This window comes from Paramesorhizobium endophyticum, assembly GCF_014640615.1.
In the GTDB taxonomy this organism is placed as follows: Bacteria; Pseudomonadota; Alphaproteobacteria; order Rhizobiales; family Rhizobiaceae; genus Paramesorhizobium; species Paramesorhizobium endophyticum.
In genome coordinates, this window is record NZ_BMHH01000022.1 from 36628 (window position 1) to 63454 (window position 26827).

Annotated in this window: 21 protein-coding genes and 1 pseudogene; 14 read left to right on the forward strand and 8 right to left on the reverse strand. The window is 61.4% G+C overall.

Annotated elements, in window-relative coordinates:
- Positions 1 to 46 precede the first annotated feature (46 nt).
- On the reverse strand, positions 47 to 1495 hold the full coding sequence (locus tag IEX53_RS19755) for a lipopolysaccharide biosynthesis protein (protein WP_188825898.1): 1449 nt from the start codon (positions 1493 to 1495) through the stop codon (positions 47 to 49).
- Between the two features lie 152 nt (positions 1496 to 1647).
- Between IEX53_RS19755 and IEX53_RS19760 the strand changes: the two genes are divergently transcribed.
- Positions 1648 to 2670, forward strand: coding sequence for a glycosyltransferase family A protein (locus IEX53_RS19760; RefSeq protein WP_188825899.1), 1023 nt, complete (start codon positions 1648 to 1650; stop codon positions 2668 to 2670).
- Here the strand turns inward: IEX53_RS19760 and IEX53_RS19765 are convergent, their stop codons facing one another.
- From IEX53_RS19765 to IEX53_RS19780, 4 genes are all read right to left on the reverse strand, one after another.
- Positions 2671 to 3651: an acyltransferase family protein gene (locus tag IEX53_RS19765; protein ID WP_188825900.1), complete on the reverse strand. Its 981-nt coding sequence runs from the start codon at positions 3649 to 3651 to the stop codon at positions 2671 to 2673.
- Complete coding sequence (locus IEX53_RS19770; protein WP_188825901.1) at positions 3648 to 4919, reverse strand: O-antigen ligase family protein; 1272 nt, start codon at positions 4917 to 4919, stop codon at positions 3648 to 3650. The genes IEX53_RS19765 and IEX53_RS19770 overlap by 4 nt, the downstream gene beginning before the upstream one ends.
- Positions 4920 to 5065: 146 nt before the next feature.
- Complete coding sequence (locus IEX53_RS19775) at positions 5066 to 6319, reverse strand: polysaccharide biosynthesis/export family protein (protein ID WP_188825902.1); 1254 nt, start codon at positions 6317 to 6319, stop codon at positions 5066 to 5068.
- A complete protein-coding gene (locus IEX53_RS19780; protein WP_188825903.1) occupies positions 6319 to 6999 on the reverse strand; it encodes a sugar transferase in 681 nt (226 codons plus the stop codon). Before IEX53_RS19780 ends, IEX53_RS19775 begins: the two co-directional genes overlap by 1 nt.
- A 669-nt stretch (positions 7000 to 7668) precedes the next feature.
- Here IEX53_RS19780 and IEX53_RS19785 point away from each other — a divergent pair.
- Both IEX53_RS19785 and IEX53_RS19790 read left to right on the forward strand, forming a co-directional pair.
- Positions 7669 to 7938: an exopolysaccharide production repressor protein gene (locus IEX53_RS19785; RefSeq protein WP_188825904.1), complete on the forward strand. Its 270-nt coding sequence runs from the start codon at positions 7669 to 7671 to the stop codon at positions 7936 to 7938.
- A gap of 94 nt (positions 7939 to 8032) precedes the next feature.
- A complete protein-coding gene (locus IEX53_RS19790) occupies positions 8033 to 9130 on the forward strand; it encodes a glycosyltransferase family 2 protein (protein ID WP_188825905.1) in 1098 nt (365 codons plus the stop codon).
- Between the two features lie 125 nt (positions 9131 to 9255).
- Here the strand turns inward: IEX53_RS19790 and IEX53_RS19795 are convergent, their stop codons facing one another.
- Positions 9256 to 10215 (reverse strand): polysaccharide pyruvyl transferase family protein, encoded by a 960-nt coding sequence (locus IEX53_RS19795; RefSeq protein ID WP_188825906.1) that lies wholly within the window; start codon positions 10213 to 10215, stop codon positions 9256 to 9258.
- Between the two features lie 234 nt (positions 10216 to 10449).
- On the opposite strand from IEX53_RS19795, the gene IEX53_RS19800 reads away from it, so the two are divergent.
- The 10 genes and pseudogenes from IEX53_RS19800 to IEX53_RS19845 all read left to right on the forward strand — a co-directional run.
- Entirely contained in the window at positions 10450 to 10833 is a 384-nt protein-coding gene (locus IEX53_RS19800) for a hypothetical protein (RefSeq protein WP_188825907.1), read from the forward strand.
- Positions 10834 to 10976: 143 nt separating this feature from the next.
- On the forward strand, positions 10977 to 12023 hold the full coding sequence (locus IEX53_RS19805) for an acyltransferase family protein (RefSeq protein WP_236016290.1): 1047 nt from the start codon (positions 10977 to 10979) through the stop codon (positions 12021 to 12023).
- A 22-nt stretch (positions 12024 to 12045) separates the two neighbouring features.
- On the forward strand, positions 12046 to 12816 hold the full coding sequence (exoK, locus tag IEX53_RS19810; protein WP_188825908.1) for an endo-1,3-1,4-beta-glycanase ExoK: 771 nt from the start codon (positions 12046 to 12048) through the stop codon (positions 12814 to 12816).
- 137 nt (positions 12817 to 12953) lie between these two features.
- Positions 12954 to 14243, forward strand: coding sequence for a glycosyltransferase (locus tag IEX53_RS24035; RefSeq protein ID WP_236016291.1), 1290 nt, complete (start codon positions 12954 to 12956; stop codon positions 14241 to 14243).
- 27 nt (positions 14244 to 14270) lie between these two features.
- Positions 14271 to 15275: a glycosyltransferase family 2 protein gene (locus tag IEX53_RS19820; protein WP_188825909.1), complete on the forward strand. Its 1005-nt coding sequence runs from the start codon at positions 14271 to 14273 to the stop codon at positions 15273 to 15275.
- Positions 15276 to 15556: 281 nt separating this feature from the next.
- Entirely contained in the window at positions 15557 to 16543 is a 987-nt protein-coding gene (locus IEX53_RS19825; protein ID WP_236016292.1) for a glycosyltransferase family 2 protein, read from the forward strand.
- A complete protein-coding gene (locus IEX53_RS19830; RefSeq protein WP_188825911.1) occupies positions 16533 to 17468 on the forward strand; it encodes a glycosyltransferase family 2 protein in 936 nt (311 codons plus the stop codon). The genes IEX53_RS19825 and IEX53_RS19830 overlap by 11 nt, the downstream gene beginning before the upstream one ends.
- 100 nt (positions 17469 to 17568) lie before the next feature.
- Positions 17569 to 18468: a UTP--glucose-1-phosphate uridylyltransferase gene (locus IEX53_RS19835; RefSeq protein ID WP_188825912.1), complete on the forward strand. Its 900-nt coding sequence runs from the start codon at positions 17569 to 17571 to the stop codon at positions 18466 to 18468.
- A gap of 76 nt (positions 18469 to 18544) precedes the next feature.
- Positions 18545 to 20848, forward strand: coding sequence for a polysaccharide biosynthesis tyrosine autokinase (locus IEX53_RS19840; protein ID WP_188825913.1), 2304 nt, complete (start codon positions 18545 to 18547; stop codon positions 20846 to 20848).
- 151 nt (positions 20849 to 20999) lie between these two features.
- A pseudogene (locus tag IEX53_RS19845) lies at positions 21000 to 21289 on the forward strand (uracil-DNA glycosylase family protein); the annotation flags it as partial.
- A gap of 152 nt (positions 21290 to 21441) precedes the next feature.
- Here the strand turns inward: IEX53_RS19845 and betC are convergent.
- Together betC and choX are read right to left on the reverse strand one after the other, a co-directional pair.
- The gene (gene betC, locus IEX53_RS19850; RefSeq protein WP_188825915.1) at positions 21442 to 22956 is read right to left on the reverse strand and encodes a choline-sulfatase; all 1515 of its coding nucleotides are present in this window, start codon (positions 22954 to 22956) and stop codon (positions 21442 to 21444) included.
- Between the two features lie 111 nt (positions 22957 to 23067).
- The gene (choX, locus tag IEX53_RS19855) at positions 23068 to 24021 is read right to left on the reverse strand and encodes a choline ABC transporter substrate-binding protein (protein ID WP_188825916.1); all 954 of its coding nucleotides are present in this window, start codon (positions 24019 to 24021) and stop codon (positions 23068 to 23070) included.
- 472 nt (positions 24022 to 24493) lie between these two features.
- Between choX and IEX53_RS19860 the strand changes: the two genes are divergently transcribed.
- On the forward strand, positions 24494 to 26827 hold a 2334-nt coding region (locus IEX53_RS19860), incomplete at its 3' end, for a beta strand repeat-containing protein (RefSeq protein WP_373288699.1).

Sequence of the window (26827 nt, forward strand, 5' to 3'; positions counted from 1 at the left end):
GTAATTCCACGCAGTATCGTGGCCTCTCGGCCCTTATCTCGAGAGATTATCCCGCGCGCAGCGCCAGAAGCGAGGAGAGCACGGATCGCTGGGTGGCGACGAGGAGGGCGAGATAGATCGCTCCGCCCGCTGCCGCTCCGGCGAGAAGCAGGATCAGGTCGCTTGCGATATGGGGTTGTAGATAGCCCAGCAGAAGGCGGACGAGCGCGGCCATGACGATGGCGCTTCCCAGGGGTAGGACGACGCAATGAATGGCGGCGCGCGCGGGGATGTTCGCGACGCGGAATACTACCCCGGCATAGCCGATCATGATGAAGACATTGGCGATGCAGAGCGCCAGGCAGACACCGGTGAGGCCGTCTAGCATCGCGCCGATCCATGTACCGACAACGATGATGGAGGCGCGGGCGAGGGCAAACCACCAGAGGACGCCGGCATGGCCGGTGGCTTTCAGAAAGGGGATGAAGCTGCCGCAGGGGGTCATGATGCCCTTGGCGACGGCAAGCAGGCCAAGCACCGGCCATGCGAAAGTCCATTGCGCGCCGAAGACAATTTTCATGGTGGGCTCGGCCACGGCCCAGAAGCCGAACAGCATGGGCGCGAGCAGCACGCTCGTCATCTGCGTGCTGCGCATCAGCGCGTAGCTGCGGCGCTCCGGCTCATTCGCCATTGTCGAGAAGGCGGGGAAGAGCACGCCCATCAGTCCCGATAGCACGACCTGGTTGGGGAGGTCCGAGAGGCGGTTGGCGACGCTGTAGGCCCCTGCATCGGAAAGGCCGAGCGCCCTGGTGATGACAACAAGGGGCGACTGGAACGAGATGAAATTGGCGAAGTCCGCTCCCGCGATGCGGCTGCCATAGCCGAAGAGCGCGCGAAGCTTGGGCAGGGAGAAGCGGAGGCGCGGCCGGTAGCGGCTGGCATACATCAGCCCGATCAAGCGCACGATGGCGCTGACGAATTGCTGGAGGATGAGCGCCCAGACGCCGAAGCCGGCGATGGCGGTGGCGATTGCGGCGATTGCGCCCAGTGTTTCTGATGTCACGCTCCAGAAGGCGTCCCTGGCGAAGGCCATGCGGCGGGAGAGGAGGGCGGAGGCGACATCCGCGCCGAGATAAACCGGAAAAAGAAAGGCGAAGATTTGCAGCAGCCACGCGGCCTCGGGCGCGCCGAGAAGGCGGGCAACGAAGGTGGCGTTGAAATAGAGGAGCAGGCCGAGCGCGCTCGCAACCGCCAGATTGGTCCAGAAGACGGTGTCGTGCGCTTCCGCATCCTCTTTTTCCGCCTGCACGAGGCCGGAGGCAAGGCCCGCGCCGCCGATGAGGATGAGGAAGGAGATGACGACCATGCCTGACGCGACGATGCCGAATTCCGCAGGCGTCAGCAGATGGGCGAGGATCGGCACGCTGACGAATTTCAGCGAGAAGACGACCACCTTGGACAGGATGCTCCAGCCGACATTCCTCGCGATCCCGCCGCCGGTCCTGCTCACGTCCATCCAGTTCTCCCGTTTGTCGCCGCCGGGGAAATCTTATGAGGCAGGGAGGAAATGGTAAAGCGGGAATTTGTGCGATGCAGCATTTCCATGCTTGGATACGGGGATCTAATAGAGCATACTCATGAGCGGGGGGCACAGCGAAAGAGGTGCCGATGAATTCCGGGACAGCCGTCGCCGTCGTCATTCCGTTCTATCAGCGCGAAAAGGGGATTCTGGCGCGGGCGCTCCGCTCCATCTTTGCGCAGGATATCCCCGACGATATCCGCCTGAAGGTGGTGATCGTGGACGATGCCTCGCCGGTTTCGCCGGCAGAGGACATCGCGAGCGTCACCTTCGATCCCAGGCATAAGGTCGAACTCATCAGCCAGCCGAATGGCGGTCCGGGCGCGGCGCGCAACCGGGGTCTGGCCGCGCTCGATCCGGCGGAGACGCCGTTCGTCGCCTTTCTCGATTCGGACGATGAATGGAAGCCGAACCATCTGCGAAAAGCGCTCGCAACGCTTTCCGCTTCGCCGGACCACGACTTTTACTTCTGCGACCACACGCGCTTCAACACAGAGAAAAGCTGGTTCGAGGAGAGCGCGATCTTCCAGAAATGGGCAAAGGGCGAGGCCAGCCCCGTGCCTGATCTCGACAATATCTACCGGATGCCGTCGAAGCTCGCCTTCAGTGCGTTCCTCGCCGAATATCTGAGCCAGACGTCGACGGTCGTCTATCGCTTTGCCAAGTTTCCGGAAGCACGTTTCGACACCGATCTCAGGAGCGCGGGCGAGGATCACATGCTGTGGATCACGCTCGCATCCAGGGCGGAGACGGTGGTGTTCTCGACCGAGCGCAACGTCATATGCGGGGAGGGCGTGAATATCTATTTCTCCGCCTTCGACTGGAACCTGCCGCAGACGGCGGACCGCTATGGCTATCTCGTCGTGTTTCTCACCAAGCTCAGGCGCAATTTCCATATCGAAGGGCCTGACCGCCGGATGATCGACGCGCGCCTTGCCAAATTCAGCAAGGTCTATGCCTATCTGCTCACCCGCGGGCTTGCGAAAGGGAGGGCGCCGAATGGAGCGGTGCTGTCGCAATTGTTCAAGCTCGATCCGGCGCGGGTGCTGGGCCTGCCGGTCGCGCTGGTTCTGATGCTGAAGGACAAGCGCAGCGGCAATTGGGACTGGTGATCAGGTGGCCACCTTGGGCCTTGGCCGGGGGGTGATGAGACCGCGCAAGATCTGCCCGACGGGGCGCTCGAAAAGATAATAGGATAGCATCGCCACCGCGATCGAGGCGACCAGCGCGGTGAGGATCGCCAACAAGCTGCCATGCCAGACGAACTTGCCGACGACGGCAAGTACGAGGCCGTGGGTCAGGTAGAGGGAGTATGAGGCGTCGCCGACCTTTTCGAGAGGGCGCAGCGCCTGGGCGGGAAACGCGCCGGCGCGCTCGATCGCTACGAAGCCCGCGACGATGGCGGCAGCAGGCAGCCCCCAGAAGACGATGCGCCATTCCGGCGTGTCGCTTGCAAGCCCCCACGATAAGAGGCTGACCACCCCGGCAATGGCCAGTGCGGCGCCGAGGAGGGCGTTCTTGAAGAACATCGCGCGCGACAGGAGAAGGCCGATGGCGAATTCCAGCAGGAGTTGGTCGGTATAGAAGCGCGGGATGGTCGCTTCAGGGCGCAACAGCCATCCGTTGGCTGTGAGCGCGGCAATGGCCAGCACCGGCACGAGGATCGGGCGGCGCAGCCAGAGGCCCAGAGCGAAGAGGACGTAGAAGAACATCTCATAGTTCAGCGTCCAGCCCACCACCACCAGAGGCCAGATTTTCCCTTGCGGGTTTTCGAAGGGGATGAAGAAAAGCGACGTGACGAGCCGGGGCAGGTCGAAGGTGAAGTTGGCGAAAAGGCCGGGCACGAGCGAGGCCGCGCACATGAGCAATGTGATGGCCCAATAGAGCGGCACGATGCGCAGAATGCGCTTCACCATGAAGCCGCCGGGGCTGTCGGACAGGCCGACCGTACCCATGATGAAGCCGGAGATGACGAAGAAGAGATCGACACCCGCCGCGCCGAGTGTCCAGGAGGTCGGGGACAGGTGGAAGAACACCACGGCAAGGGCGGCAACGGCGCGCAGCACCTGGATCGATTGCAATTGCCTGGTCATGCGGTCTCCTGCGGGCTTGGCATCCGGCCTTGCCGCCGGACACGGGGCACGGATGGCTCGCGCTGCGGTATCGCCAGGAGACCGGCTGAATAATAAAGCAGGAATGCTCCGATGTGGTAGGGCGTCAGGAAATCGATCTCGAAGAAGGAACGGATCAGCAGCAATATGGCGATGCCGAACATCAGCTGGGCCTGCTGCGCATGGTTCTGCGTCAGAAGCTGCCTGAGCGAACCGATGAGGATGCGCGCCAGGATGAAGGCGATCAGCCCGAGCCCGACAAGGCCCAATTCCACCGCCGCCTCGATATAGGTGCTGTGGAAATGGAAGCCGCTGCGGCTGGCGATATAGAACTCGTCCCACAGGCGCTCCGCCTCGGAAAAGCCCTGCACCCAATAGGCATAATAGCCGACGCCGATGAGCGGCGATTCATGGGCGGCGCGCATTCCCTGATCCCAGAGATAGGTTCGCCCGGTGAGCGTCGTATCCTTGCCGAAGGCGCCGAGGATCGCCTCCACCGCGCCCGCATTTAGCCCGACGATCGCAACGGCGATGGCGATGACGACCCCGATGGTGAAAAAGGCGCGGCGGTTGCGCGGCGAGAATTTCAGCACAAGGCCCACCGTCATGACGACAAGGAGGGTGGCCGATGTCGCGAGGATGGATGTGGCCGAACTCGACGCCAGCAGCGAATAGGCGGATAGCGCGCCGAGCGGAATGGCGACCACGCGCCACCGGCGGCTGGTCTTGAGCACGAAGAAGCTGGCGAAGACGAAATAAAGGCCCAGCGAGGCGAAGAAGCCGAGCTGGTTCTTGGAGGAAAATGCGCCGACGAAGCTGTAGGAGCCGTCGAGCGGATCATAATAATATTGGCCGAAGGCGAGCGAATAGAGCAGGACCACACACACGCCCAGGCTGACGCCGCGCGTCAATGTGGCGGCATCGATGACGCGCGATGCGATGAGCGCGCAGATGATGGTGGTGGTGTACTGGATTCCGGCGCGCAACGTCACCGCCGGGGCCGCCGACCACATGAAGGACATGCAGGCGAACAGCGCAAAGGCCAATATCCACCAGAACCGTGCATAATTGCCGATCACATGGCGATAATCGACGAGGATGAGCGGCAGCCACAGGGCGTAGAAGACGAGAATGGAGACTTGGCCCAGCCGCGCCGAATAGGCAAAGATGAACACCGAAACGGCGACGGCGAAGCTTCCGTAGAGGGCGTTTTCACCGGATCGGACGAGGGTGGATCTGGGGATTTTCATCGACCGTTCCGCTCATTTCATTGCGTTCGTTCCGCCCATCCGGTTTGGCATGTGCTTGCTCGCCACCCCTCATCCGGCCCTTCGGGCCATCTTCTCCCACGGGGGAGAAGGGAGGTGCTTGGCATTGGCGGCGCAGCGAGCAATCCTCACGACCGCTCATTCGAAATCGCGACCTTGATCACATCCCCCGGCAGGAGAGGCGTGCTCTCCTCCGCCGGAAGCTCCTTCGTTTCGCCGTTGCCGCCATTCCTGACAATGCTGTATTTCAGCGCCGGGCCGTCCCCGTTTCCCGCGGCTAGTGTGCCGGCGGCGGGGGCATTCACCAGCGCTTCGGTCATCAAATTGCGGTACATGCCCAGCTTCAATTCCGCCTCGTCGAGCGCGGCCTCGGTCGCCTGCATTTCGGTGGTCAGTTCGGCTCGGCGGCTATTTTCCAGATCGGCTGCGTCACGGGTCGCCTTGTTGATCTCCTGCTTGGCGCGCAGGGAATTGGTCTCCATGTCCAGGAGCTTGCTCTGCATGTCGGCGAGCGAGGTTTCGAGCGACATGACGCGCGAATTGACGACGAGGCCGCGGTCGTGGAGATTGCCGATGGAGGCCAGTTCCTTGCTGAGAAGATCCTTCTGCCTGACTTGCACGACCATCTTCTTTTCCAGCGAGGCGATCTCGTTCTGGTATAGGGTTTTCAGCTCGTCGAGCGCGGCGAGCTGGCGTTGCAGGGCGTCCTTTCGCGATTGCATGATCGCCGTCTCGTCCGCGATTAGCTTCTTTGCTTCCGGACTATCGGCCAATTCCTTCGGGATATTGATTTCCTTGGTGTCGGCAAGTTCGGCCTCCAGCCGGGCGCGCTTGGCCAGAAGCCGGTGGCGCTCGGCGACGAGCACATCGTAATTGCCGCGTGCATTGAGGAAATCCCGCTCGAAGCGCTGGCCTATCTCGGCGCGGCGCATTCCGCCCGCAAGACTCACGGCCTTCAGGACCGTCAGTTCCGGATCGTAAGGGTATTTGCCGGGCGTCTGCACCTCGCCCGCGACGAAGATCGGGCGGAACTCGGCGATCTCCACCGACGCTTCGGGGCGGTCACGCAGGCCGAATTTCTGCTGGAGGCTCTTCGCGATTTCGCCAGCAACCTCGGACGTGGTTTTGCCGCCGGCCTGCAATTCCCCGGTGAAGGGCAGGGAGAGGCCACCCGAAGGGCCGACCGTGAAATTGCCAGTAATGGTCGGCCACTCCCGGAACGTTCCCTCCGCCGTCTGCCATTCGACGACGCGGATGGAGAGCTTGTCCATGGGCCCGAGCCTGTATTCCTCCGCGCTTGCGGAAAACGCCATTGGCAGCAGGGCGATGAGGGCGAAAAGAGCGCGGGACATGCCCGCAGCTCGCGAAAAAGCAGCCGCCATCAATAGGATCCGCGCGATGCGCACACGGCGGGAATGGTCTTGAGAAGGATGACAAGATCCTTCTGGAAGGACCAGTTTTCGACATATTGCTGGTCGAAGGCGATGCGGTCGTCATAGGAAACATCGTTGCGGCCGCTGATCTGCCAGACGCCGGTGAGGCCGGGCCGGGACTTGAAATAATAGATCGCGGCCGGTCCGTAACGGTCGATCTCCTCCTTGACGACGGGACGCGGGCCGACAAGGCTCATCTCGCCGCGCAGCACATTCACCAATTGCGGCAACTCGTCCAGGCTCAGTTTGCGCAGGACGGCGCCGACAGCGGTGACGCGGGGATCGTTCTTGAGCTTGCGCGTCGCCTGCCATTCCGCCCGGGCTTCCGGGTTGGCGGCAAAATGGGCGGCGAGGACCGCGTCTCCATCAGGCACCATGGTGCGGAATTTCAGGCAGTAGAATGGGTTTCCGTCGCGTCCGATCCGGCGATGGCCATAAAAGACCGATCCGCCGGCGGAACATTTGACCAGAATCGCGAGGAGAAGGAAAAGCGGGCTCAACAAAAGCAGGCCGGCAGTCGCGCCGATCACGTCGAAAGACCGCTTCAAGGCCCCTCCCACAGGGAGTTTCTCCGCTTTTTTCGACGGTTGGAGAAAAGGGAAACTGGCCAACTTCGTTGCAGGCTTCATCAGGGCTGCTCCGTCCAGGGGATACGAATGGTCACGTAAAACGATAACACGGAATTTGTGCGATGCAACATGTTGTGTTCGCATCTGCTCACATGAAGCAGGCTGAATTGATGCGATGTAATCGGGCGATTTTGTGAATCCCTGCAATAACGATTCAGGCGTAAAACCGGCATAGGCTAGATTTATCAATAAGTTGCGCGGATATGGCGGCCTCGGTAAAATATTGTAATTGAGGATAATATTATGTGCGATCAGAATTACACTATTTAATTCTCTGATACTAAAGGCTTATCCGTCAATAAACGTGAAGAATTACTTTGTCGTTTCGAAGTTTTTGGATTCTGTATTCATGTTGCCCTGCGGTATAAATTCCCATTCTCTAATGTAAAGCGGCAGAATGGGTCCGGTTTCAGCGGCCGGTTTTCTTGCCTCCTGTTCAAATTTATTTTTCCCGGCGAAATCAAGATGTGAAAGCCGGCTTAAAACTATATATTGCGTGTGACCCTGCGGTTTAATACAATTTCAAAGCCTTCTCATCAAAATGCGGCGCGGGGCCAATGAGAACGAAGGCGGGTTTTCATGCGCGTGGGTAGCCATGCGTATGAAGGGAGGCGAACGATGCAGTCCGTTGAAAGGCCCCAACTCGGGTAGAGAATGGGGGCAAACGAGATGAGGTTTCCAAGGTTTCTGGCCGGCATGCTGGGCGCGTTGATCGCCTTTGGCATCACGACCTATGTCATGTCGAATTCACTCTGGACGACTGTGATCGAGACGCTGATTTGCGCCGTGGTCATCCAGGCCGGCTATTTCGGGGCGATTCTTTTCCAGGTGATGCAAGAGAAGGCGCGCAGTGCGAAAGAGCAATCGCGCCCGAGCGACGGCGCGAGTTCGAAAGAGCCTTCCCCGCCGTTCAAGACGTCGGCGCCCAAGGCTCCGTAGCGCGCCGCAGCTTTCTATTTAGCGCAGCCTCTTGCGAGGGATCGAAACCCCTGTATCTTCTGATGCGGGGGCATAGCTTGCGGATGAGGCTGCCATGGCTGCGACAGCGGAGCAGAAAACCACCGTCAACGGGGCGGATGACAGCGTATGCGTCATCATTGCCGCGAAGAATGCCGCCGATACGATCGGCGCGGCGATAGCCTCGGCATTGAATGAACCGCAGGTGACGGAAGTCGTGGTGGTCGATGACGGCTCGACGGACGGGACGAGCGAGGCCGCGCGCGCGGCGGATGACGCCAGCGGACGGCTCCGCATCATTCGCTTCGAGGTCAACAAGGGACCCTCATATGCGCGCAACCAGGCCATCGCCTCGTCATCGGCGGCGCTGATCGCCATTCTCGACGCGGATGATTTCTTTCTTCCGGGCCGTTTTTCCCATCTCCTGGCAAGGCGGGACTGGGACCTTGCCGCCGACAATATCGTCTTCATCGACCAGCATCGGCTTGGCGGCTTCCATGTCTCGGCGGTGGAACGGTTTTCGCCCGAGCCGCGCTTCCTCGATCTTCCCACCTTCGTCGAGCGCAACATCTCAAAGCGCAACCGGCAGCGTGGGGAACTGGGTTTCCTCAAGCCGGTCATCCGGCGCGATTTCCTCGACCGCCACCAATTGCGCTATGACGAAAAGCTGCGGCTCGGCGAGGATTACGATCTGTACACCCGGGCGCTGGCCCTGGGCGCGCGGTTCCAGATCATCAACAATTGCGGCTATGGCGCGGTGGTCCGGTCCGATTCCTTGAGCGGGCGGCACCGGACGGAGGATCTGAAGGCGCTCGCCGACGCGGACAGGGCCATTCTGGCAAACGGGCTGCTCACGGGCGAGGCGAGGCAAGCCGTTGCCCGGCACGAACGCCATATGCGCGGGAAATATCATCACCGGCAGCTGCTGGATGTGAAGGCGCAGCGGGGGATTATCGGGGCGCTGGGCTATTGTGCGAGCAATCCTTCCGCCATCCCGCCGATTGTCCGGGGAGTGGCGGCGGACAAGCTGGAGGGCTTCATGCGCCCGGGCGGCGGGAAGGCGCAGGCGGACGGGGCGATGGCGCTGCGGTATCTGTTCTCGGGGCGTGTGGTCCGGGACCCACCCCCCTCTGCCCTGCCGGGCATCTCCCCCTCAAGGGGGGAGATTGGCTGATACAGCCATCCCCGCTCAACTTTCAATGTCGGCGATTGATGCCGACATCGATGAAGGCTCAATCTCCCCCTTGAGGGGGAGATGCCCGGCAGGGCAGAGGGGCGTACTGTGGCACACCGATATATCTAAAAATACGTCCGCCTCACCCCCTCGAGCGCCTCTGCAAAACGTTCCTTGCACTCGTCCAGCCGGCCATCGGGGCTCAAGTTCGGCTCGGCTTTGCTTGCCTGCCATAGCGCCAGCATCGAGGGGGCGGCGAGGAGGCGTTTGGCGACATTCTTCGCGGAAAAATCCAGCGGCTTGCGGCCTGCGGTGAGGACGGTTCCATCAGGCGCGTGGCGCATCCGGACGGGCTCTTCGGCCTGCGGATGGCTGCGGTCTTCATGTTTCAAGCCCCAGAAGCGCTCGCCCTTGAAAATCGCTTCCGCGCGGGTGGAGACCGGAATCTGACGGGGCTTATAGACCGCGCCGACGGACTGCGCCCAATCGTTCCACTTGAAGCTGTTGATGTTGCCGGAGGTGCTGACGGCGATCCAGGGTACGCGGAACGCGTCGGCGAGGATGGCGGCGTGCATGGATTCGGCGACGACCAGCTCGGACTGCGCGATCTCGCGAATGACGGATTTCGCCTCGCCGCATGGGTCGACAAAAGTGAGGCCGACATTTTCGCACACGCTGTCCCAGATGCCGCCGAGGGCCGATTCCCAATGGGGGATGAAGATGGCCTTGTTCTTCTTCGGCAGGTTCCGGAATTCCGGCATCTCGGTGACCATCACCGCCGGATCGACAATGCCGAGCTTCGGATCGAGCCCCAGCTTGGCAGCGGTTTTCGGGCCGCGCACGGCGTGGATGTCCCATTCATTGGGGTCGGAAGTATCCGGAGGGGTGTCGTAGCCGTAGCCGCTGCCGATCACCAGTTTCCTGACGTTGTGCGGCAGCAAGGCGGTGTTCAGGACCGTGCCGACGCCGACAAGCAGCACCTCGTCATGCACCTCGCGCACTCCGGGAAGGAGGAAATCCCAAAGCCAGAGATTGAGATCGTCGCCAAAGTTCCCGTGGCTGGATTCCCAATGAAACAGACGCATGCAACCCCCCTTCCGGAAATTGTGCAGTGCACCTAGTATTGGGCCATTCCGGCTCGTTGGCAAGGGCGGATGAGAGGCTTGACACTGCCGCCCATCGACACCAAGCTTGTGGACATCCGGGGCGGGCATAGTGAAGCGCGTTAGAGCGTATACGCTCTAACTCCTTTTTTGCCGCATGATCTTATCCGAAAAGTCTGCAACTTTTCGGGATCATGCTCTAACGAGGGCAAGGAAATGGCGTTGTTTCGCTTCCGCACAAGAAGCCCCGGCAGGGACCTTCAGGCCGATATCGCCCGTTTTGCGAAGGTCAGGCAGGCGCTTGATGAGGTCTGCGCGGCCATCGAGCAGGAGCGCGACGGCTTCCGGCACCGCTACGACGAAGTGGCGATGAATGCAGCTTTTTCGCTCGAAAACATGGAAAATGAGGGCGAAACCGAGCGAGTTTCGGCGAAAATAGACGATTTCAGCGACGCGCTGGAGCGCTTCACGCAGCGCATCGCCTCGCTCGAAAAGCAGCTTCATTTCCTCAAGGAGATCGACGGGACGGTTGCGGATTTCGCCGCCGGCAATGGTTTTGCGGGGGGCGGTACCCCGCCTCAGGCCGACATTTCCGCCTGATTTTCCGCCTCGCGATTTTTGACGGTTGACAGCGGCGGCATGTGCCGCGAAATTGGTGCAGTGCAATAAGATTGGGATAACGGACTAACACGCATTCGTCAGACGCGCTGTTTTTGGGGGCGCAGCCAAAACAGAAGGTCGCCATGGCGATGGATGCCAACATATCCGCCCGGATCGATCTCATCCGGATCACGCTCATCTGCGGCATCGTGCTCGTGCATGTGCCCTATGGGCCGGAGACGACGCCGTTCAACGGCGAAAACGGAATTCTGGACTGGCTTCGCGTCTTCCTCGCCGAGAGCGTTTTCCGCGTCGGCGTGCCCTGTCTCAGCGCCATCTCGGGCTATCTGCTGATGCGCAAGGGAACGCTCGATTACGGGAAAACCTTGAAGCGCAAGGCGCGGAGCATCCTCCTGCCGCTGCTGATCTGGAACGGCGGGTTCTTCCTTATGGTCTACCTCGTGCAGAGCCGGGGCATGGGCCATGGCTATCTGCCCGACGTCACCCAGGCGCAACTGCCCGATCTCCTCAACCTGATCTTCGCGCTCAATGGCGAGCCGATCAATCTGCCGCTTTATTTCCTGCGCGATCTCTTCGTGTGCATTCTTTTGTCGCCGGTGCTGGCCTTTCTGGTGAGGCGTTATCCGGTATCGACGCTGGCCGTCCTGCTGGCGATCACGGCCGCGTCTGTTCCTGTCCATATCGTGCTGCGCCAGTCGATCCTGTTCAGCTTCGCCATCGGCACGGCGTTCGCGATTCACAAGGTGGATGTCAGGCGCATGGATGCGCATGCCGTGCTGGTCTTCGCAGCGTTTCTCCTTGCCAGCGGCGTGCTCGCAGCGGCGCTCTATCATTACGGTCCGGACTTTCCCCGGTGGCTCGGCGTCACGCGCAACATCTTCGTGCTCATCGGCATTCCCGGGTTCTGGGCGCTGTCGGCGCTGCTGATCCAAACCGAAATCGGACAGCGAATGGCGCGGACGGGCAGTCTCAGCTTCTGGATATTCTGCGCCCATTATCCGGTGCTGCTGATGCTCTGGATGATCTGGAACCGCGTCCATTTCAACGAATATGCCGTGTTTTATGCCGGCGCGCTCGCCATCGGCGGCGTGCTGCTCATCACCTCGAACGCGATCACCCGCCGCATCCTTCCCGGCACTTACGCCCTGCTTGTCGGAAGCCGGGCCTGATAGTTTTTCAAAGGAGCCGCCTATGATGTTCTCAAGACCGCTTCGTCCGCTTCTGGGCCTCATGGCGATGGCGTCCGTGGCGCAAGCGCAGGAGACGGGGAAATCCTTCGTCGAAAATTTCGCCAGCCTCGACAAGCGTCGCTGGTATGTTTCCAATGGCTGGAGCAATGGCGATCACCAGAACTGCACGTGGTCAGCGGATCAGGTGAAAGTCGCCGACGGCACGCTGAGCCTCGGCTATGAGCGCAAGCAAACCAAGGACCGCGCCCATGCCTGCGCGGAGATCCAGACCCATGCGCGCTTCGGCCATGGCGTCTATGAAGCACGCATCAAGGCGGCGGCGGGCTCGGGGTTCAACACCGGCTTCTTCACCTATATCGGCCCCACGCACAAGCAGCCCTGGGATGAGATCGACTTCGAGTTCCTCGGCAAGGATCCGTCGACCGTCCAGCTCAACTCCTATGTCAATGGCAAGGGCGGGAATGAGAAGCTGGTTCCTGTGCCTGGCGGCGCCAATACGGGATTCAACGATTACGCCTTCGTCTGGGAAAAGGAGCGCCTGCGCTATTATGTGAACGGCAAGCTGGTCCATACGGTCACCGACCCGGCGGCGCTGCCGACCCATGCGCAGAAAATTTATCTCAGCCTCTGGGCGAGCGACAAGCTGACGGACTGGCTCGGCAAGTTCGAAAGCCCCGCCGCGCCTTTGAAGGCGGAGTTCACCCGCGTCTCCTTCACGGCGCTGGGCGCGCCCTGCCAGTTTCCGGAGTCCGTCGCCTGTGACCTTAAATGATTTTGCAGTGCGCCATAGGTATTATTGCAGTGCAGCAAAAGCTGTATTACGCTTCACCCTCAGATCAACAACTTTAGCCGCATGGCCTTACCTGGAAGTCTACAACTTTTCGGGACCATGCTGGGGGAATGATCGTCATGCTGCAAGTCCTGTACCTGGTGCATGATCTTTCCGACCCCGCGGTTCGGCGCCGCGTGGTCATGCTGCAGGCAGGCGGCGCCGCGGTGACGCTCGCCGGGTTCCGCCGCAGCCGTGAGCCGGTGCTTCAGGTAGCAGGGGTTTCGCCCATCGATCTGGGTAAAACCGGCGACGGCCGGTTCGCCCAGCGCATGGCGGCGGTGGCGCGGGCGGCATTGACGCTTAAGGCCTCGCTGAAGCACGTGGCGAAGCCCGACGTGATCATCGGGCGCAATCTGGAAATGCTGGCGCTCGCCAACCGGGCGAGGAGCATTTTTTCGGGCGGGGCAGAAGATATTCCCGTCGTTTATGAATGTCTCGATATTCACCGACTGCTTCTGAGGCAGGATCCGGTGGGGAGGGCGCTCCGCTCCATAGAACGCGCGCTTGGCCGCAAGGTGTCGTTGCTCATCACCTCTTCGCCGGCGTTTGTTCGGAATTATTTCGAGCCGTATGGGCAGGTGAATGCGCCGGTGGAGCTGGTTGAGAACAAGGTGCTGGAGGTGGCGCCGTCGCCCTTCTTCCCCCTTGCGGGGAAGGTGTCTGCGGAGCAGACGGATGGGGGTGGTGACGTTTGCGCTTTTGCTGGAGATCTTGATGTAAACGTCATCACCCCCATCCGTCCGCTAACGCGGACACCTTCCCCGCAAGGGGGAAGGGGGGGGCCAGGCGAGCCCTGGAAAATCGGCTGGTTCGGCGCGCTGCGCTGCCGCCGCTCGCTCGCGCTCCTGTCCGAATTCTCGCGGCGGATGGAAGGCCGGGTGGAGATCATCCTGCGCGGCCGTCCGGCCTATACGGAGTTCGAGGATTTCGACGCTGAGGTTGCCGCCGAGCCGTACATGCAATTCTTTGGGTCCTACCGCAACCCGGAAGACCTTTCGGGCATTTATGGCGAGGTGCATTTCACCTGGGCCATCGATTTCTTCGAGGAGGGGCTGAACTCGAGCTGGCTCCTTCCGAACCGGCTCTATGAGGGCTGCCGCTATCATTGCGTGCCCATCGCCATGGAGGGAACCGAGACGGCGCGGTTCCTTAAACGGCTGGGCATCGGCTTCACGCTGGCCCGGCCTGATGCGGACGAACTTGCCCGCCTGCTCGATGCGGAGCGATACGAGCAGGCGCGCGCGAGGGTCGCCGCGCAGGATTCAAGCACATGGATATGCAACGAAGATGATTGTCGTGCGTTGGTAGGCCGCTTGAGCACGCTCTTGTCCGTGCGCGAGCGCGTCGTCTTGCCGGCTGCGGCGTAGAGGATGGAACAGGAGAGGGGACTTAAGATGCCAGGCGCAAAAGAGCGGAGGTTTTCGGGCCGTTGCCTCATCATCATTCCTTGCCTGAACGAGGCCGGCTTCATCGGCGCGCTGCTGGAGCAATTCAGCCTGGAAGCCGAACAGCTCGACATGAAGATCGTCGTGGCCGATGGCGGCAGCACCGATGGGACCGTGCACATTGTCGAGGACATCATGCAGCGCAATCCGCGTGTCGTGCTCCTGCACAATGAAAAGCGCATCCAGAGCGCCGCGGTCAATCTGGCTGTAGCCGCCCATGGCGATGGCTACGACTATTTCATCCGCATCGACGCGCATGGAAAATATCCGGCGGATTATTGCAGAACGCTGGTCGAGGAAGCCCATATCACGGGCGCCGATTCCGTCGTGGTCGCCATGGCGACGGAGGGTTTCAGCCTATTCCAGAAGGCGACTGCTGCGGCGCAGAATTCCCGGCTCGGCAATGGCGGCTCCAAGCATCGCAAGGGCGCGAAGGGTGGCTGGGTCGATCATGGCCACCATGCGCTGATGAGCATAAAGGCGTTCCAGCAGGTGGGCGGGTATGACGAGACGTTCACCCATAACGAGGATGCCGAGCTTGATTACCGGCTGAGAAAAGCGGGCTTCCGCATCTGGATGACCGACCGGACGGTGATGGTCTATTATCCCCGCGCGTCCGCGTCTTCGCTCTTCCGGCAATATCTGGGCTATGGCCGGGGCCGGGCGAAGAATGTGCTCAAGCACCGCGTCGTGCCAAAGCTGCGGCAGGCCCTTCCGTTGCTGGTGCTGCCGGTGGTGGCGGGCACCTTCCTCGCCGTCATCCATTGGTCCGCCGCCGTGCCCGCCTTCCTGTGGGTGGCGATCTGCATGGGCTATGGCGTATGGATGGCCGTGGGCGAGCGCAATCCTTACGGCCCGCTCGCGGCGGTTTCCGCGATGATCATGCACCTCGCCTGGTCGCTGGGATTCTGGCTCCAACTCATCGGCTTCCGCAAGCGCAGGGAGCCATCGTGATGAGTGCCCTTCACTCTCGTGGGCCGCGAGGCACCCCCCTCTGCCCTGCCGGACATCTCCCCCACAAGGGGGGAGATTGGGCCTTCATAGACGCGCGGCACCAATCGCTGACCTCGCAGGATGAGGGCGGAGCGTCGTGTCAGCCAATCTCCCCCCCCGTGGGGGAGATGCCCGGCAGGGCAGAGGGGGGTACCTTGCGCCGCCGCTTCCATTTCAATGTGAAAAGCTCAAGCGCCGGTTCAGATGATAAAGAGCGACCTTCCAGTAGCCCTCATCCTGAGGTGCGAGCGCAGCGAGCCTCGAAGGGCGACGGCGACAGCCACCCCCTCTATCGAATTGATATCGGCGTCTGCACCTATCGCCGCCCGGAACTGGAGGCGACGCTCATCTCGCTCGGGCGGCTGGCGGTTCCGGCGGATTGCAGCATCCGCGTCATTGTAGCCGACAATGATGTCACCCCGAGCGCGAAGGAGCGTGTGGTCAAGCTCGCCGCTACGCTACCCTTCGAAATTACCTATGTTCACTGCCCCGCCTCGAATATCTCCATTGCGCGCAATGCCTGTCTCGATACGAGCGATGGCGATTTTCTTGCTTTCATCGATGATGATGAAACGGCGTCGGAGAACTGGCTGGCTGCGTTACTTGCCATCGCTAAGGAGACGAAAGCCGATGCCGTGCTGGGGCCGGTTCAGGCCATTTATGAGCCCCAAGCGCCGCGCTGGATGCGCAAGGGGGATTTTCACTCGACCTTTCCGGTCTGGGTGAAAGGCGAAATCCGCACCGGCTATACCTGCAACGTGCTTTTGCGGCGTGCTTCGCCTGCAGTTGCCGGACGGCGTTTCAGCCTGGCGCTGGGACGCAGCGGCGGGGAGGATACGCAATATTTCTCCGAACTCCATGAGGCAGGCGGCAGGATCGCCTTTGCGCCCGAGGCCTGGGTGCATGAGCCGGTGCCGGAAGGCCGGGCGCGGTTTTCATGGCTCGCCAAACGGCGGTTCCGTTTCGGGCAGACGCATGGCCGGCTGCTTCAACGCAATGCGGCGGGCTTCGGCCTTGTGAGGCAATTGGCCCTCGCTACCGCCAAAGCCGCTTACAGCTTCGGCGCGGCGCTTCTCACCCTGTTCTCTTCCACGCATCGCAACCGCTCCATCCTGCGCGGCGTCATGCATGTGGGCGTCGTCAGCGGCCTGATCGGCATCCGGGAAATCCAGCAATATGGCAAGCCCGCCATCGTGCCCTCAGGCGGAGGCAAGTCCCGTGCAACCTGACGTCAGCTTCATCATCGCCGCCTATAATGCGGAAGATACGATCGCCCGGGCCATCGAAAGCGCGCTGGCGCAGGAGGGCGTGATCGTCGAGGTGATCGTCGCCAATGACCGCTCCACCGACCGCACGGAGGCCATCGCCGCGTCCTATCCCAATACACGCGTCGTCACCCTGCCCAGGAACAGCGGCCCCGGCGGCGCGCGCAATGCGGCCCTCGATGTGGCGAAGGGCCGCTGGGTCGCGGTGCTCGACGCTGATGATGCGGTCCTGCCTGATCGCATGGCGCGGATGATCGCACGGGCCGAGAAGGCTGGCGCGCAGGCGGTGGTGGACAATATCGAGGTGGTGCCCGAGGGCGAGACGAGCGGGGAGCGGATGTTCCCGCCCGGGCGGCTGGAAAAGATCGAGCGGATCAGCCTGGCGGACTTCATCGGATCGAACCTCGTTTTCAGGTCCACCTTCAATTTCGGCTATATGAAGCCGGTTTTCGAGCGCGCGTTTCTGGAGACGCATGGGTTTCGCTATGACGAGGCCTTGCGCATCGGCGAGGACTACATCTTCCTGGCATCCGTGCTGGCGAAGGGCGGAAAGCTCATCGTCGAGCCCATAGCGGGATATGTCTATCACTTACGCGCGGGCTCGATTTCCCGTGTCCTCGAAATGCACCATGTCGTTTCCATGCTGGAGGCGGACAGGAAATTTCTGGCAAGCTTCGAACTCGACGCCGGGACGCGGGCGGCGCAGGCGCGGCGGACGCGCAGCCTCGAGGAGGCGCGGTCCTTCCTCGCGCTGGTCCATCACATCAAGCGCCGGTCATTCAGGGACATTGTCAAGGTGGCGGTGAGCGACCCGCTGGCGCTGCGGCATCTTTCGATGCCCATCGCGGTGCGGCTGAAACGGCTCATGCCGCTGGGGCAGGCAGGTTAGGGGAATTACAAAACGAGAAGCGAGGCAATCGCTCGGGGAATTGGGTGGCGGGGTTTTGAACAGCAATCGCATTTCTACGCTCGAACGAAAGGACATTTCGATGAAGAACGTCAAGAAAGCCGTCATACCCGTTGCCGGTCTGGGCACGCGGTTTCTCCCCGCGACGAAATCAACGCCCAAGGAACTGCTGACCATCGTGGATCGCCCGGTGGTGCAATATGCCGTCGATGAAGCCTTCGAGGCGGGCATCGAGCACATCGTCTTCGTGACCGGCCGCAACAAGGGCGCGATCGAGGATTATTTCGATATCCAGCCGGAACTCATCTCGACGCTGACGGAATCGGGGAAGTTCGAGCAGCTCGCCTCGCTGCAGCGGCTGCTGCCGAAAGCGGGAAGCATGAGCTTCGTCCGCCAGCAATCGCCGCTCGGCCTCGGCCATGCGGTCTGGTGCGCGCGCGACGTCATCGGCGACGAACCGTTCGCGCTGCTTCTGCCAGACATGGTCACCTTCGGTGCGCGCGGCTGCCTGGCGGGCATGGCCGAACTGTATAGCCGCACCGGCGGCAATCTGATCGCGGTGGAGGAATGCGATCCCTCCGACACGGGCAAATATGGCATCGTCGCCAGGGGGCGGGATATCGGCAAGGGGTTTGAGATTACCGGCATGGTGGAGAAGCCTGCTCCCGCAGTTGCTCCGTCCAACTATTACATCAACGGGCGCTATATCCTGCAGCCGGAGATCTTCGACATATTGGAGCGGCAGGAGCGCGGCGCGGGCAATGAAATCCAGCTGACCGACGCCATGCTGAATCTCTCGGGGAAGCAGGAATTCTTCGCCTATCCCTTCGAAGGCCGCACCTTCGACTGCGGATCGAAGGAGGGCTTCATCGAGGCCAATGTGGCCTTCGCGCTGGCGCGGGCGGATATCAGCGGCAAGGTTTTCGAGCCGCTGCGCAACATCATCCTCGCCCACGAACCGGCCGTCGAAGCGGCGGCATAAACTACCTGCCCGCGCGGCCCGCATTGCGGCGGGCCGTGCGCTCTTCGTTTAATTTGCATATGGAATTGGCGGTATCATGCACCAGGGCAATCTTCCGAGGTTCGCGGTCAATGCGAAGGGGCAGCCGGATGCCGACAGTTTCATCGATATCGAGCATTTGCTCGCCATGGCGCGGCGCCAGGCAAAGACGGTCGCCATCGTCGCGGCGCTCGGGCTGCTGCTCGGCATCGTCAGCCTGATCTTCTCGACATCCTATTACACGGCCTCGACAAGCATCCTGCTCGACGACAATCTCGGCAAGCTCGCCGACGAGCCGTCCCCCGCGCCGGCCAATGCGCAGACCGACGCGATGATCCTGAGCCAGATCGCCATCCTCAAATCGGCGGAATTGGCGGGGAAGGTGGTGGACCGGGAGAAGCTGACCGAAAACCAGGCCTTCATGAACCCGCCGCGCTCGCTCGTCTCCCGCATCAAGGGCATGGTGCGGGGCATCATCGGCATGTTCGGCGGCGGGGCCGGTCCGGCGGCGGATCCGTCCAATCCGGCGGCGCGCCGCGGTTTGGCCGCTTCATTGCTCCAGAAAAGCCTCAATGTGGAGCGGCAAGGACGCAGCTTTGTCATAGATTTGAGCTTTACATCCAAAGATCCCGACCTTGCCGGGCGGATTGCGCGGGCTTATGCCGATGTCTATCTCGCCGACCAGCTCGACGCCAATTTCGATGCGACGCAGCGGGCGACTGTCTGGCTGCAGGACCGGCTGGTGGATTTGCGGACGAGCTCGCAGCAGGCGGCGCTGGAGGTGGAGCGGTTCAGGGCGGCGAACGGCCTGACCTCCGCCAAGGGCGCGCTCGTCTCGGAACAGCAGCTTTCGGATCTGAACAGCCAGTATATTCTGACGCAGGCCGATACGGCGCGGACGCTTGCCCAGTACAACCAGCTGAAATCCATCGTCGATGGCGGTCCGGAAGCGGCGGTCAACAATGCCGCCGTGCTGTCCGAGCAGGGCAACGCCTCGGTGATCGCGCCGCTCAGGACCCGCTATCTGACGATCAGCAAACGCATACAGGAAATCACCGGCCAGTTCGGCGAAGATCACCCGCAAGCCGTCAGCCTACGCACCGAACAGCAGGAGGTCGCGCGGCAGATCTTCCAGGAAATCCGGCAGATGATGGAAAGCGCGCGCAACCAGTATGAGGTGGCGCAGGCGCGTGAAACCTCGCTCCGGGACAGTTTGGAGAAAGCGACCGGCGCGACCTCCACGGCGAACCAGTCCCTCGTGCAATTGCGGGAGCTGGAGCAGCGGTCCCAGGCGCTAGGCGATCTCTACCAGACTTATCTCAAGCGCTATCAGGAGGCGTCGCAGCAGCAGACCTTCCCCATCGCCAAGGCGCGGATCATCTCGGTGGCGTCGAAGCCGACCGATCCGTCGAGCCCGAAGCGGACCATGGTGCTGGCGGGATCGCTGCTTCTCGGCCTCTTCGCCGGGGCCGGCATCGGGGCATGGCGGGAATTCCGCGAGCGATTCTTCCGGGTGGGTGAGGAAGTGAGGGGGGTATTGGGGGTGAAATTCCTCGGCTATCTCCCCCTCATTGGAGGGCAGGGAGAGGTAAAACCCGACGATCAAGGGCGCCCGCCGCGCGTCACCAACATGATGCGCATCGCCATCGAGGCTCCCGCCTCCGCCTTCGCCGAAACGCTGCGCAACGCCAAGATCGCCGCCGATGTGGTGCTGCAGGGACAGAAGGCGAAGGTGATCGGAATCGTCTCCGTCCTGCCCGACGAGGGCAAATCCACGGTCGCCGCCAATTTCGCCGGACTCCTCGCCGCCAATGGTGCAAGGACGCTGCTCATCGATGGCGATTTGCGCGACCCGGGCCTGACGCGAGCCTTGTCGCTGACGCGCCAGAAAGGGCTTGTCGAGGTGCTCGTCGGTGAATTGCCCTGGCAGAGCGCGGTGAAAGTGGACGGCAAGACCAAGCTCGCCATCCTGCCGACGGTGGTGCCGCGCCATCTCTCGCACACTAGCGAACTCATATCTTCGCTGGCTATGAAGACGCTTCTGGCGGAGGCGCGCGAGGTCTTCGACTATATCGTCGTCGATCTTCCGCCGCTCGGGCCGGTGGTGGACGCCAAGGCCTTCGCGCCGCTCGCGGACGCCTTCCTCATGGTGGCCGAATGGGGCGTCACGCCGCGTGCGCTCGTCAAATCGACCTTGCAGGCGGAAGGCCATATCCAGTCGAAAGTGCTGGGCCTCATCCTCAACAAGACCGATATGCGCGGCCTGGCGAAATACAGCTCCTATGGCAGCTCGGAATATTTCATGGAGCGCTACGCGAATTATTATCTGGACGATGCCAACGCCGCTTCTTCGAGGGGTTAGACGGAAACGTTGGCAGGACAGTAACCCCCTCTGCCCTGCCGGGCATCTCCCCCACAAGGGGGGAGATGGGGCCTTCATAGGCACGCAGCACCAATCGCAGACCTCGCAGGATGAGGGCGGAGCGTCGTGTCAGCTAATCTCCCCCCTTGTGAAGCCGACCGCCGGCGAGGTCAAGCGCTATCGCTGGTGGCTGGAAAAGAACTCGACTTCGTTCACCCCCATCTCGTGGTGGCGCTCGGGGCCACGGCGGCGCTGGCGCTCGCCGGGCGGGCGACGCCCATCGGGCGCAATCGCGGGCCGTTCGATTTCGGCGGGCGCGCGGGGTACATCACCGTTCATCCCTCCTATCTTCTGCGTGTGCCGGACGAGACGGCGCGGCACCAGGCCTATACAGAGTTCGTCGCGGACCTCGAGCGCATCCGCGCGCTTGCGCGGAGTTAAAGCATGTCTCCCAAAAGTGGGAACCGGTTTTGGGGTAAAGACATGCGCAAAAACAAAAACTTAAAGCGTGTTCCATGAATGCGATAAAATGCAACACGCTTTAGAGCGGTTTTTCCTTTGACGGAATCAAAGAAAAAAGCGGTAGGCTCCACCTACTCTCCCCTTGGATAGCGCTGGTTTTCTTCCAGCACGTTCAGGTCCATGTGGTTGCGCATGTAGCGCTCGGAGGCCTTTTGCAGCGGCTGGTAGTCCCAGGGGTAGTAAGCGCCGTTGCGCAGGGCCTTGTAGACGACCCAGCGGCGCGCCTGGCTTTCGCGCACCGCCGCATCGAAGGCATCGAGGTTCCAGCGCTCCCGAACCTGTTTCTCAAGCGAAGCCAGGGTTTCGCTATGGGCAATATCGTCGGCGAGATTGGTCAGTTCGCGCGGGTCGGCTTCGAGATCGAACAGCAGCGGTTGGTCTTCGTTGCAGACAGTCAGCTTGTAGCGCCCGTCGCGGATGGCGACGAGCGGCGCGATGGAGCCTTCGGCGGCATATTCCATCGGAACCGGCGCGCGGGTTGCCGTTCCATCGACAAGGCCGGTGAGATCCTCGCCATCGGTCCAGCGTTTCAGCGAGGTGATATCGAGATCGGCGAGGGCGCAGAGCGTCGGCGTCACGTCGAGCGTCGAAACCGGCGTGTCGATGCGGGCAGGGGCCCAGCCGGGGGCCGCGATCATCAGCGGCACGCGCGCGGAGCCCTCGAAGAACGACATCTTGAACCATTGGCCGCGCTCGCCCAGCATGTCGCCATGGTCGGAGACGAAGAGGATGATCGTGTTTTCCTCCATGCGCGCCCGCTTGAGCACGTCGAGGATTTCGCCGATCTTCTCGTCAACATAGGAGATGTTGGCGAAATAGCCGCGCCGCGCCCGCCGGATATGCTCAGGGGTGATATCGAAGGCTTTATGGTCGCAAGCCTCCAGAAGCCGCTTCGAATGCGGGTCGATCTCGTCGAAGGGCAGCGCAGGCACTTCCGGATCGAGGGCCGGGCAATCTTCGTAGTAATCCCAGAATTTGCGCCGCGCCACATAGGGGTCGTGCGGGTGGGTGAAGCTGGCCGTCAGGCACCAGGGGCGGTCGTCCAGCCTGCGCGAGAGGTCGTAGAGCTTGCGGGTCGCGTGATAGGCGACCTCGTCATCATATTCCATCTGGTTGGTGATTTCGGCGACGCCAGCGCCGGTCACCGAGCCGAGATTGTGGTACCACCAGTCGATGCGCTCGCCGGGCTTGGTGTAGTCGGGCGTCCAGCCGAAATCGGCGGGGTAGATATCCGTCGTCAACCGCTCCTCGAAGCCGTGCAGCTGGTCGGGGCCGACGAAATGCATCTTGCCCGACAGCGCCGTGTGATAGCCCGCCGAGCGCAAATGGTGGGCATAGGTGGGGATGTCGGAGGCGAACTCCGCCGCATTGTCATAGACCCGCGTGCGGCTGGGCAATTGACCGGACATGAAGGATGCGCGCGCCGGGGCGCAGAGCGGGCTCGCGGTATAGGCATTGGCGAAACGCACGGAACGCTCCGCCAGCGCCTTCAGATGCGGCGCATGGAGGAAATCGGCGGGACCATCGGGGAAGAGAGTTCCGTTGAACTGGTCCGCCATGAGAATGAGGATATTCGGACGCGCCACGCGCTGGTCTCCTGAATGCTGAATGGGAATGTTCTGATGGAGGCGCGGGGCAACCCCCCTCTGCCCTGCCGGGCAGAGGGGGGTGCTGCCTCGCAAACGCCCAATATTTACTTAAATCCCCAGCCCCGCCTTCACCGCCTCCGCACCCGGCTTGCCATCCGCCGTCGTGACGCCTGCGAGCCAGCCGTCCAGCACCTTCGGGTTGGCCTTGATCCAGGCCCTCGCCGCCGCCTTCGCGTCCTCGCCGTCGAGGATATCGCCCATCAGGGTGTTTTCCATGCCGATGTCGAATTTCAGGTTTTTAAAGAACGCCGCCGCGTTGGGGCATTTCGCGCTCCAGCCGGTGCGGGCCAGCGTGTAGACTTCCGCGCCGCCGAAGTTCGGGCCGAAATAATCGTCGCCGCCCGAGAGATAGGTGATCGGGAACTTCTCGTTCATGGGATGGGGCGCCCAGGCGAGGAAGACGATGCCGCTTTTGTCTTTCGCGGCGCGCTCGGCCTGCGCCAGCATGGCCTGCTCGCCGGATTCGACCAGCGTCCAGCCGTCGAGGCCGAACTTGCCGGAGCCAAGGATCTTGCGGATGTTCTCATTGGCGGGCGCGCCCGGCTCGATGCCATAGATCTTCCTGCCGAATTCATCGCCATGCTTGGCGAGATCCGCCAGATCCTTCACGCCCTTTTCGGCCATGTATGTGGGCACCGCGAGGGTGAACTTCGCGCCTTCCAGATTCCTGGTGAGCACTTCGGCGGCCTTGGCGGCGTTCAGATCATCGATGAACGACTTCTGCGCCGGCATCCAGTTGCCGAGAAAGACGTCGATCTCGCCGCTCTTCATGGCCTGGTAGCCGATGGGCACGGAGAGGCTCTTGATGTCGGCCTGATAGCCCAGCGCATCCAGCAGGACGGAAGCGACCGCGTTGGTGGCGGTGATGTCGGTCCAGCCGGGATCGCTCATGCGGATCGTCTTGCAGGCGGCATCGTCCGCAGCCTCGGCGGCGGTGGTGAGAGCGGCCACGCAAAGCAAAAACCCGGTCGTGATCCGGCGCAGGCGAGAAAATGTCTTCATTGTCGTTCCCCTTCGTTCGAGCAATTCATCGGCACAGCCGGGAAGCCCCGCTGCATTCGCACATCCCATGTTATTCTGCACGGTGGCGCATGCAATGCCAACCCTTGCCCTTCATGGCATCGAAAGGGGAACGTGCCACCCTCCGGCAGGAGTGCTCCGTGCGGGCCTTGCTCGCCCTCAGCCGCATAAGGCGGGATGGGGACGCCCGGAACGAGGGTCGTCCCGTCGCGGCGAGCCAATCCCGTGGTATCAGTATAAATTAGGGTTACTATAAGTATTTATGCGTAATTTAAATAACTAATTGATCCTGTGGAATATTAATAAGAATCATTATATGATTTTGATAAAATTTACATAATATTATTCTTGCGAAAGGTAGTCTCGCCATGTAGCAAATATCAATCTTGTACTTTTCAAGTTCCCTTGCGCGCTAATCTTGACGGCCCCCGGCCTCAAACGTCGGGCAATCGATATGAACGGGATGGACATGATGCGGAAGATCATCACGGCGTCAGTGGAAAATTGTGCTGAGGCTCAGCATATTCGCGAAAGCGCCGTGAAACGCCCCAACGGGCGAATGGCAATCCCGACCCGGCAGCGCCGCCTCCCGCGCTTCTTCCGCGCCGCATTGGCGACGACGTCGGCGCTGGCGCTGGCGCAGGCCATTGCGATGATGGCGCCGCGGGATGCGATGGGCGCTGACTATAGCTGGAAAGGCGGGACCGCAAAGGACTGGGAGGTTAACACCAACTGGACTCCAACAGGGGTGCCAGGCACGAGTGCTAGCGACAACGTCCGGATCGAACAACCCCTTTCCAATGACGTGATCCTCGGCGTGAATGGAGCGGTGACCACCACGATCAACAATTTCGCCATGGCCGACAGCGGTGCTAGCGGCGGGCAGGGACAGTTGACCATCCAAAACGGTAGTCAGCTCACCATCAACGGCTCCACCACCATAGGCAAAAATATTAATTCGACAACTCTGATTTACATCAGGACCGGCAGCGCGCTCATTTCCAAAGGTGATGCCAGCTTTGGCGGGACGGTTGGCGGCGGGACGGTAGAGGTCAATGGCGCGGGAGCAAACTGGCAAATTCTAGGCGCTAACGGCCTGTTCGTGGGAAATAACGGCGGTATAGGCAGGCTGCTGAAAGTCGACAACGAGGGGGAGGTCAATGTCAAAGTGGATCTCTGGCTGGCCAATACGGCAAATTCACTCGGCATCATGGACATTGCCAATGGCAAGGTACAAGTCGGTCGCGATATGCAATTCGGCGTCGGCGGTACTGCTACCGCGACGGTAGGAGGAGGCTCTGATAGCGCGACGCTGGAAGTGACTAACATTGCCTATGTCGGTAACACCAGCTCCGGCAAGCTGACTGTCGACAGTAACGGCCATGTAACGGTCAACAATAATTTTCATATCGGATATCAGGCGGGCGGACAGGGTGAGGTGATCATTCAGAATGGTGGGATTGTCACGGCTAAATTAGCGACATCGCTTATAAGAAACGGAGGTGCCAGCGCAAAGCTAACCGTAACCGGCGCGGGGTCCACTTTGGAAACGAGTGCATTGCAGCGGTTCGGTACTGCCGGCACGGCGCAGGCCACCTTCAATGGCGGTACCCTCAAGGCCCTTGCCGCGAGCACGAGCTTCATCAGCGGATTCACCGGTAACGAGTTAAGTATTGGCGCCAATGGGATGACCATCGACACGAATAATTTCGCCGTGGCGACGGCGGCGACGGGAAATGAGATCGGCGGCACTGGCGCGCTGACGGTGACCGACTCCAGCACGACCAAGCGCGGCAACCTGACCCTCAACGGCGCCAACACATTTGTAGGCCTGACCGTGAATGGAGGCACGGCGACGGCGGGATCTGCTACCGCTTTCGGGGGGATCAACGGCATTCTCACGGTGAATGACGGCGGCACCGCCGCGATCAACAGCAATAACATGACCTTGGCCGGACTGCAGAACACGACGACCGCTGGTGGCACTGTGACCCTCGGCTCTGGTACGCTGACCCTCAACCAGGCGGATGATAGGACATTTGCCGGCGCCATCACGGGAGCTGGTGCACTGACCAAGACCGGCGCGGGCAAGCTGACGTTGACCGGCACGAGTTCAACAGGTGCGCTGAATGTAAGTGGTGGCACCGTCGCGATTGACAGCGGCGGCTCCGTAACGGTCAACACACTCTTTTTAGCTCGGGGTACCGCTACGAACGACGGCACCGTGAATGTCGAAGGGGCGGGGTCGAGTTTGACGGTCGGCGCCACGGGCAACACCGGCATCAACCTGACTGTCGGCGAATTCGGCATAGGGGAACTGAATGTTACCAACGATGCAATCGTCACCAACAATGGTGATACAGTTGTCGGGAACAGAGCTGGCAGCTCCGGAACGCTCAACATCAACAGCGGCGGCCAGATGACGACGACTGGAACCGCCTATATTTCCGGCCAGCCACAAACTGCTACCGGAACCGGGACCGTGACGGTTTCGGGAAAGAGCGCCACTAGCGGAGCGGCCTCCCATTGGACCGTTGGCGGCTCTCTTTTTGTCGGCAACAGCGGAAAGGGTACGCTCAATATCGAGGACAACGGCGTCGTGACGTCGAGCACTCAAACGATGATATCGCAGGATGCCGTCCAGTCCGATGGTACTCTTAATGTCAAGTCGGGCGGTATATTGGAGACGCTAAAACTGGTGCGCGGCCGTGGAACCAATGCGGTGGTCACCTTCGACGGCGGTACGCTGAAGCCTACGGCGACCAATAATACGGATTTCATCTCGGGC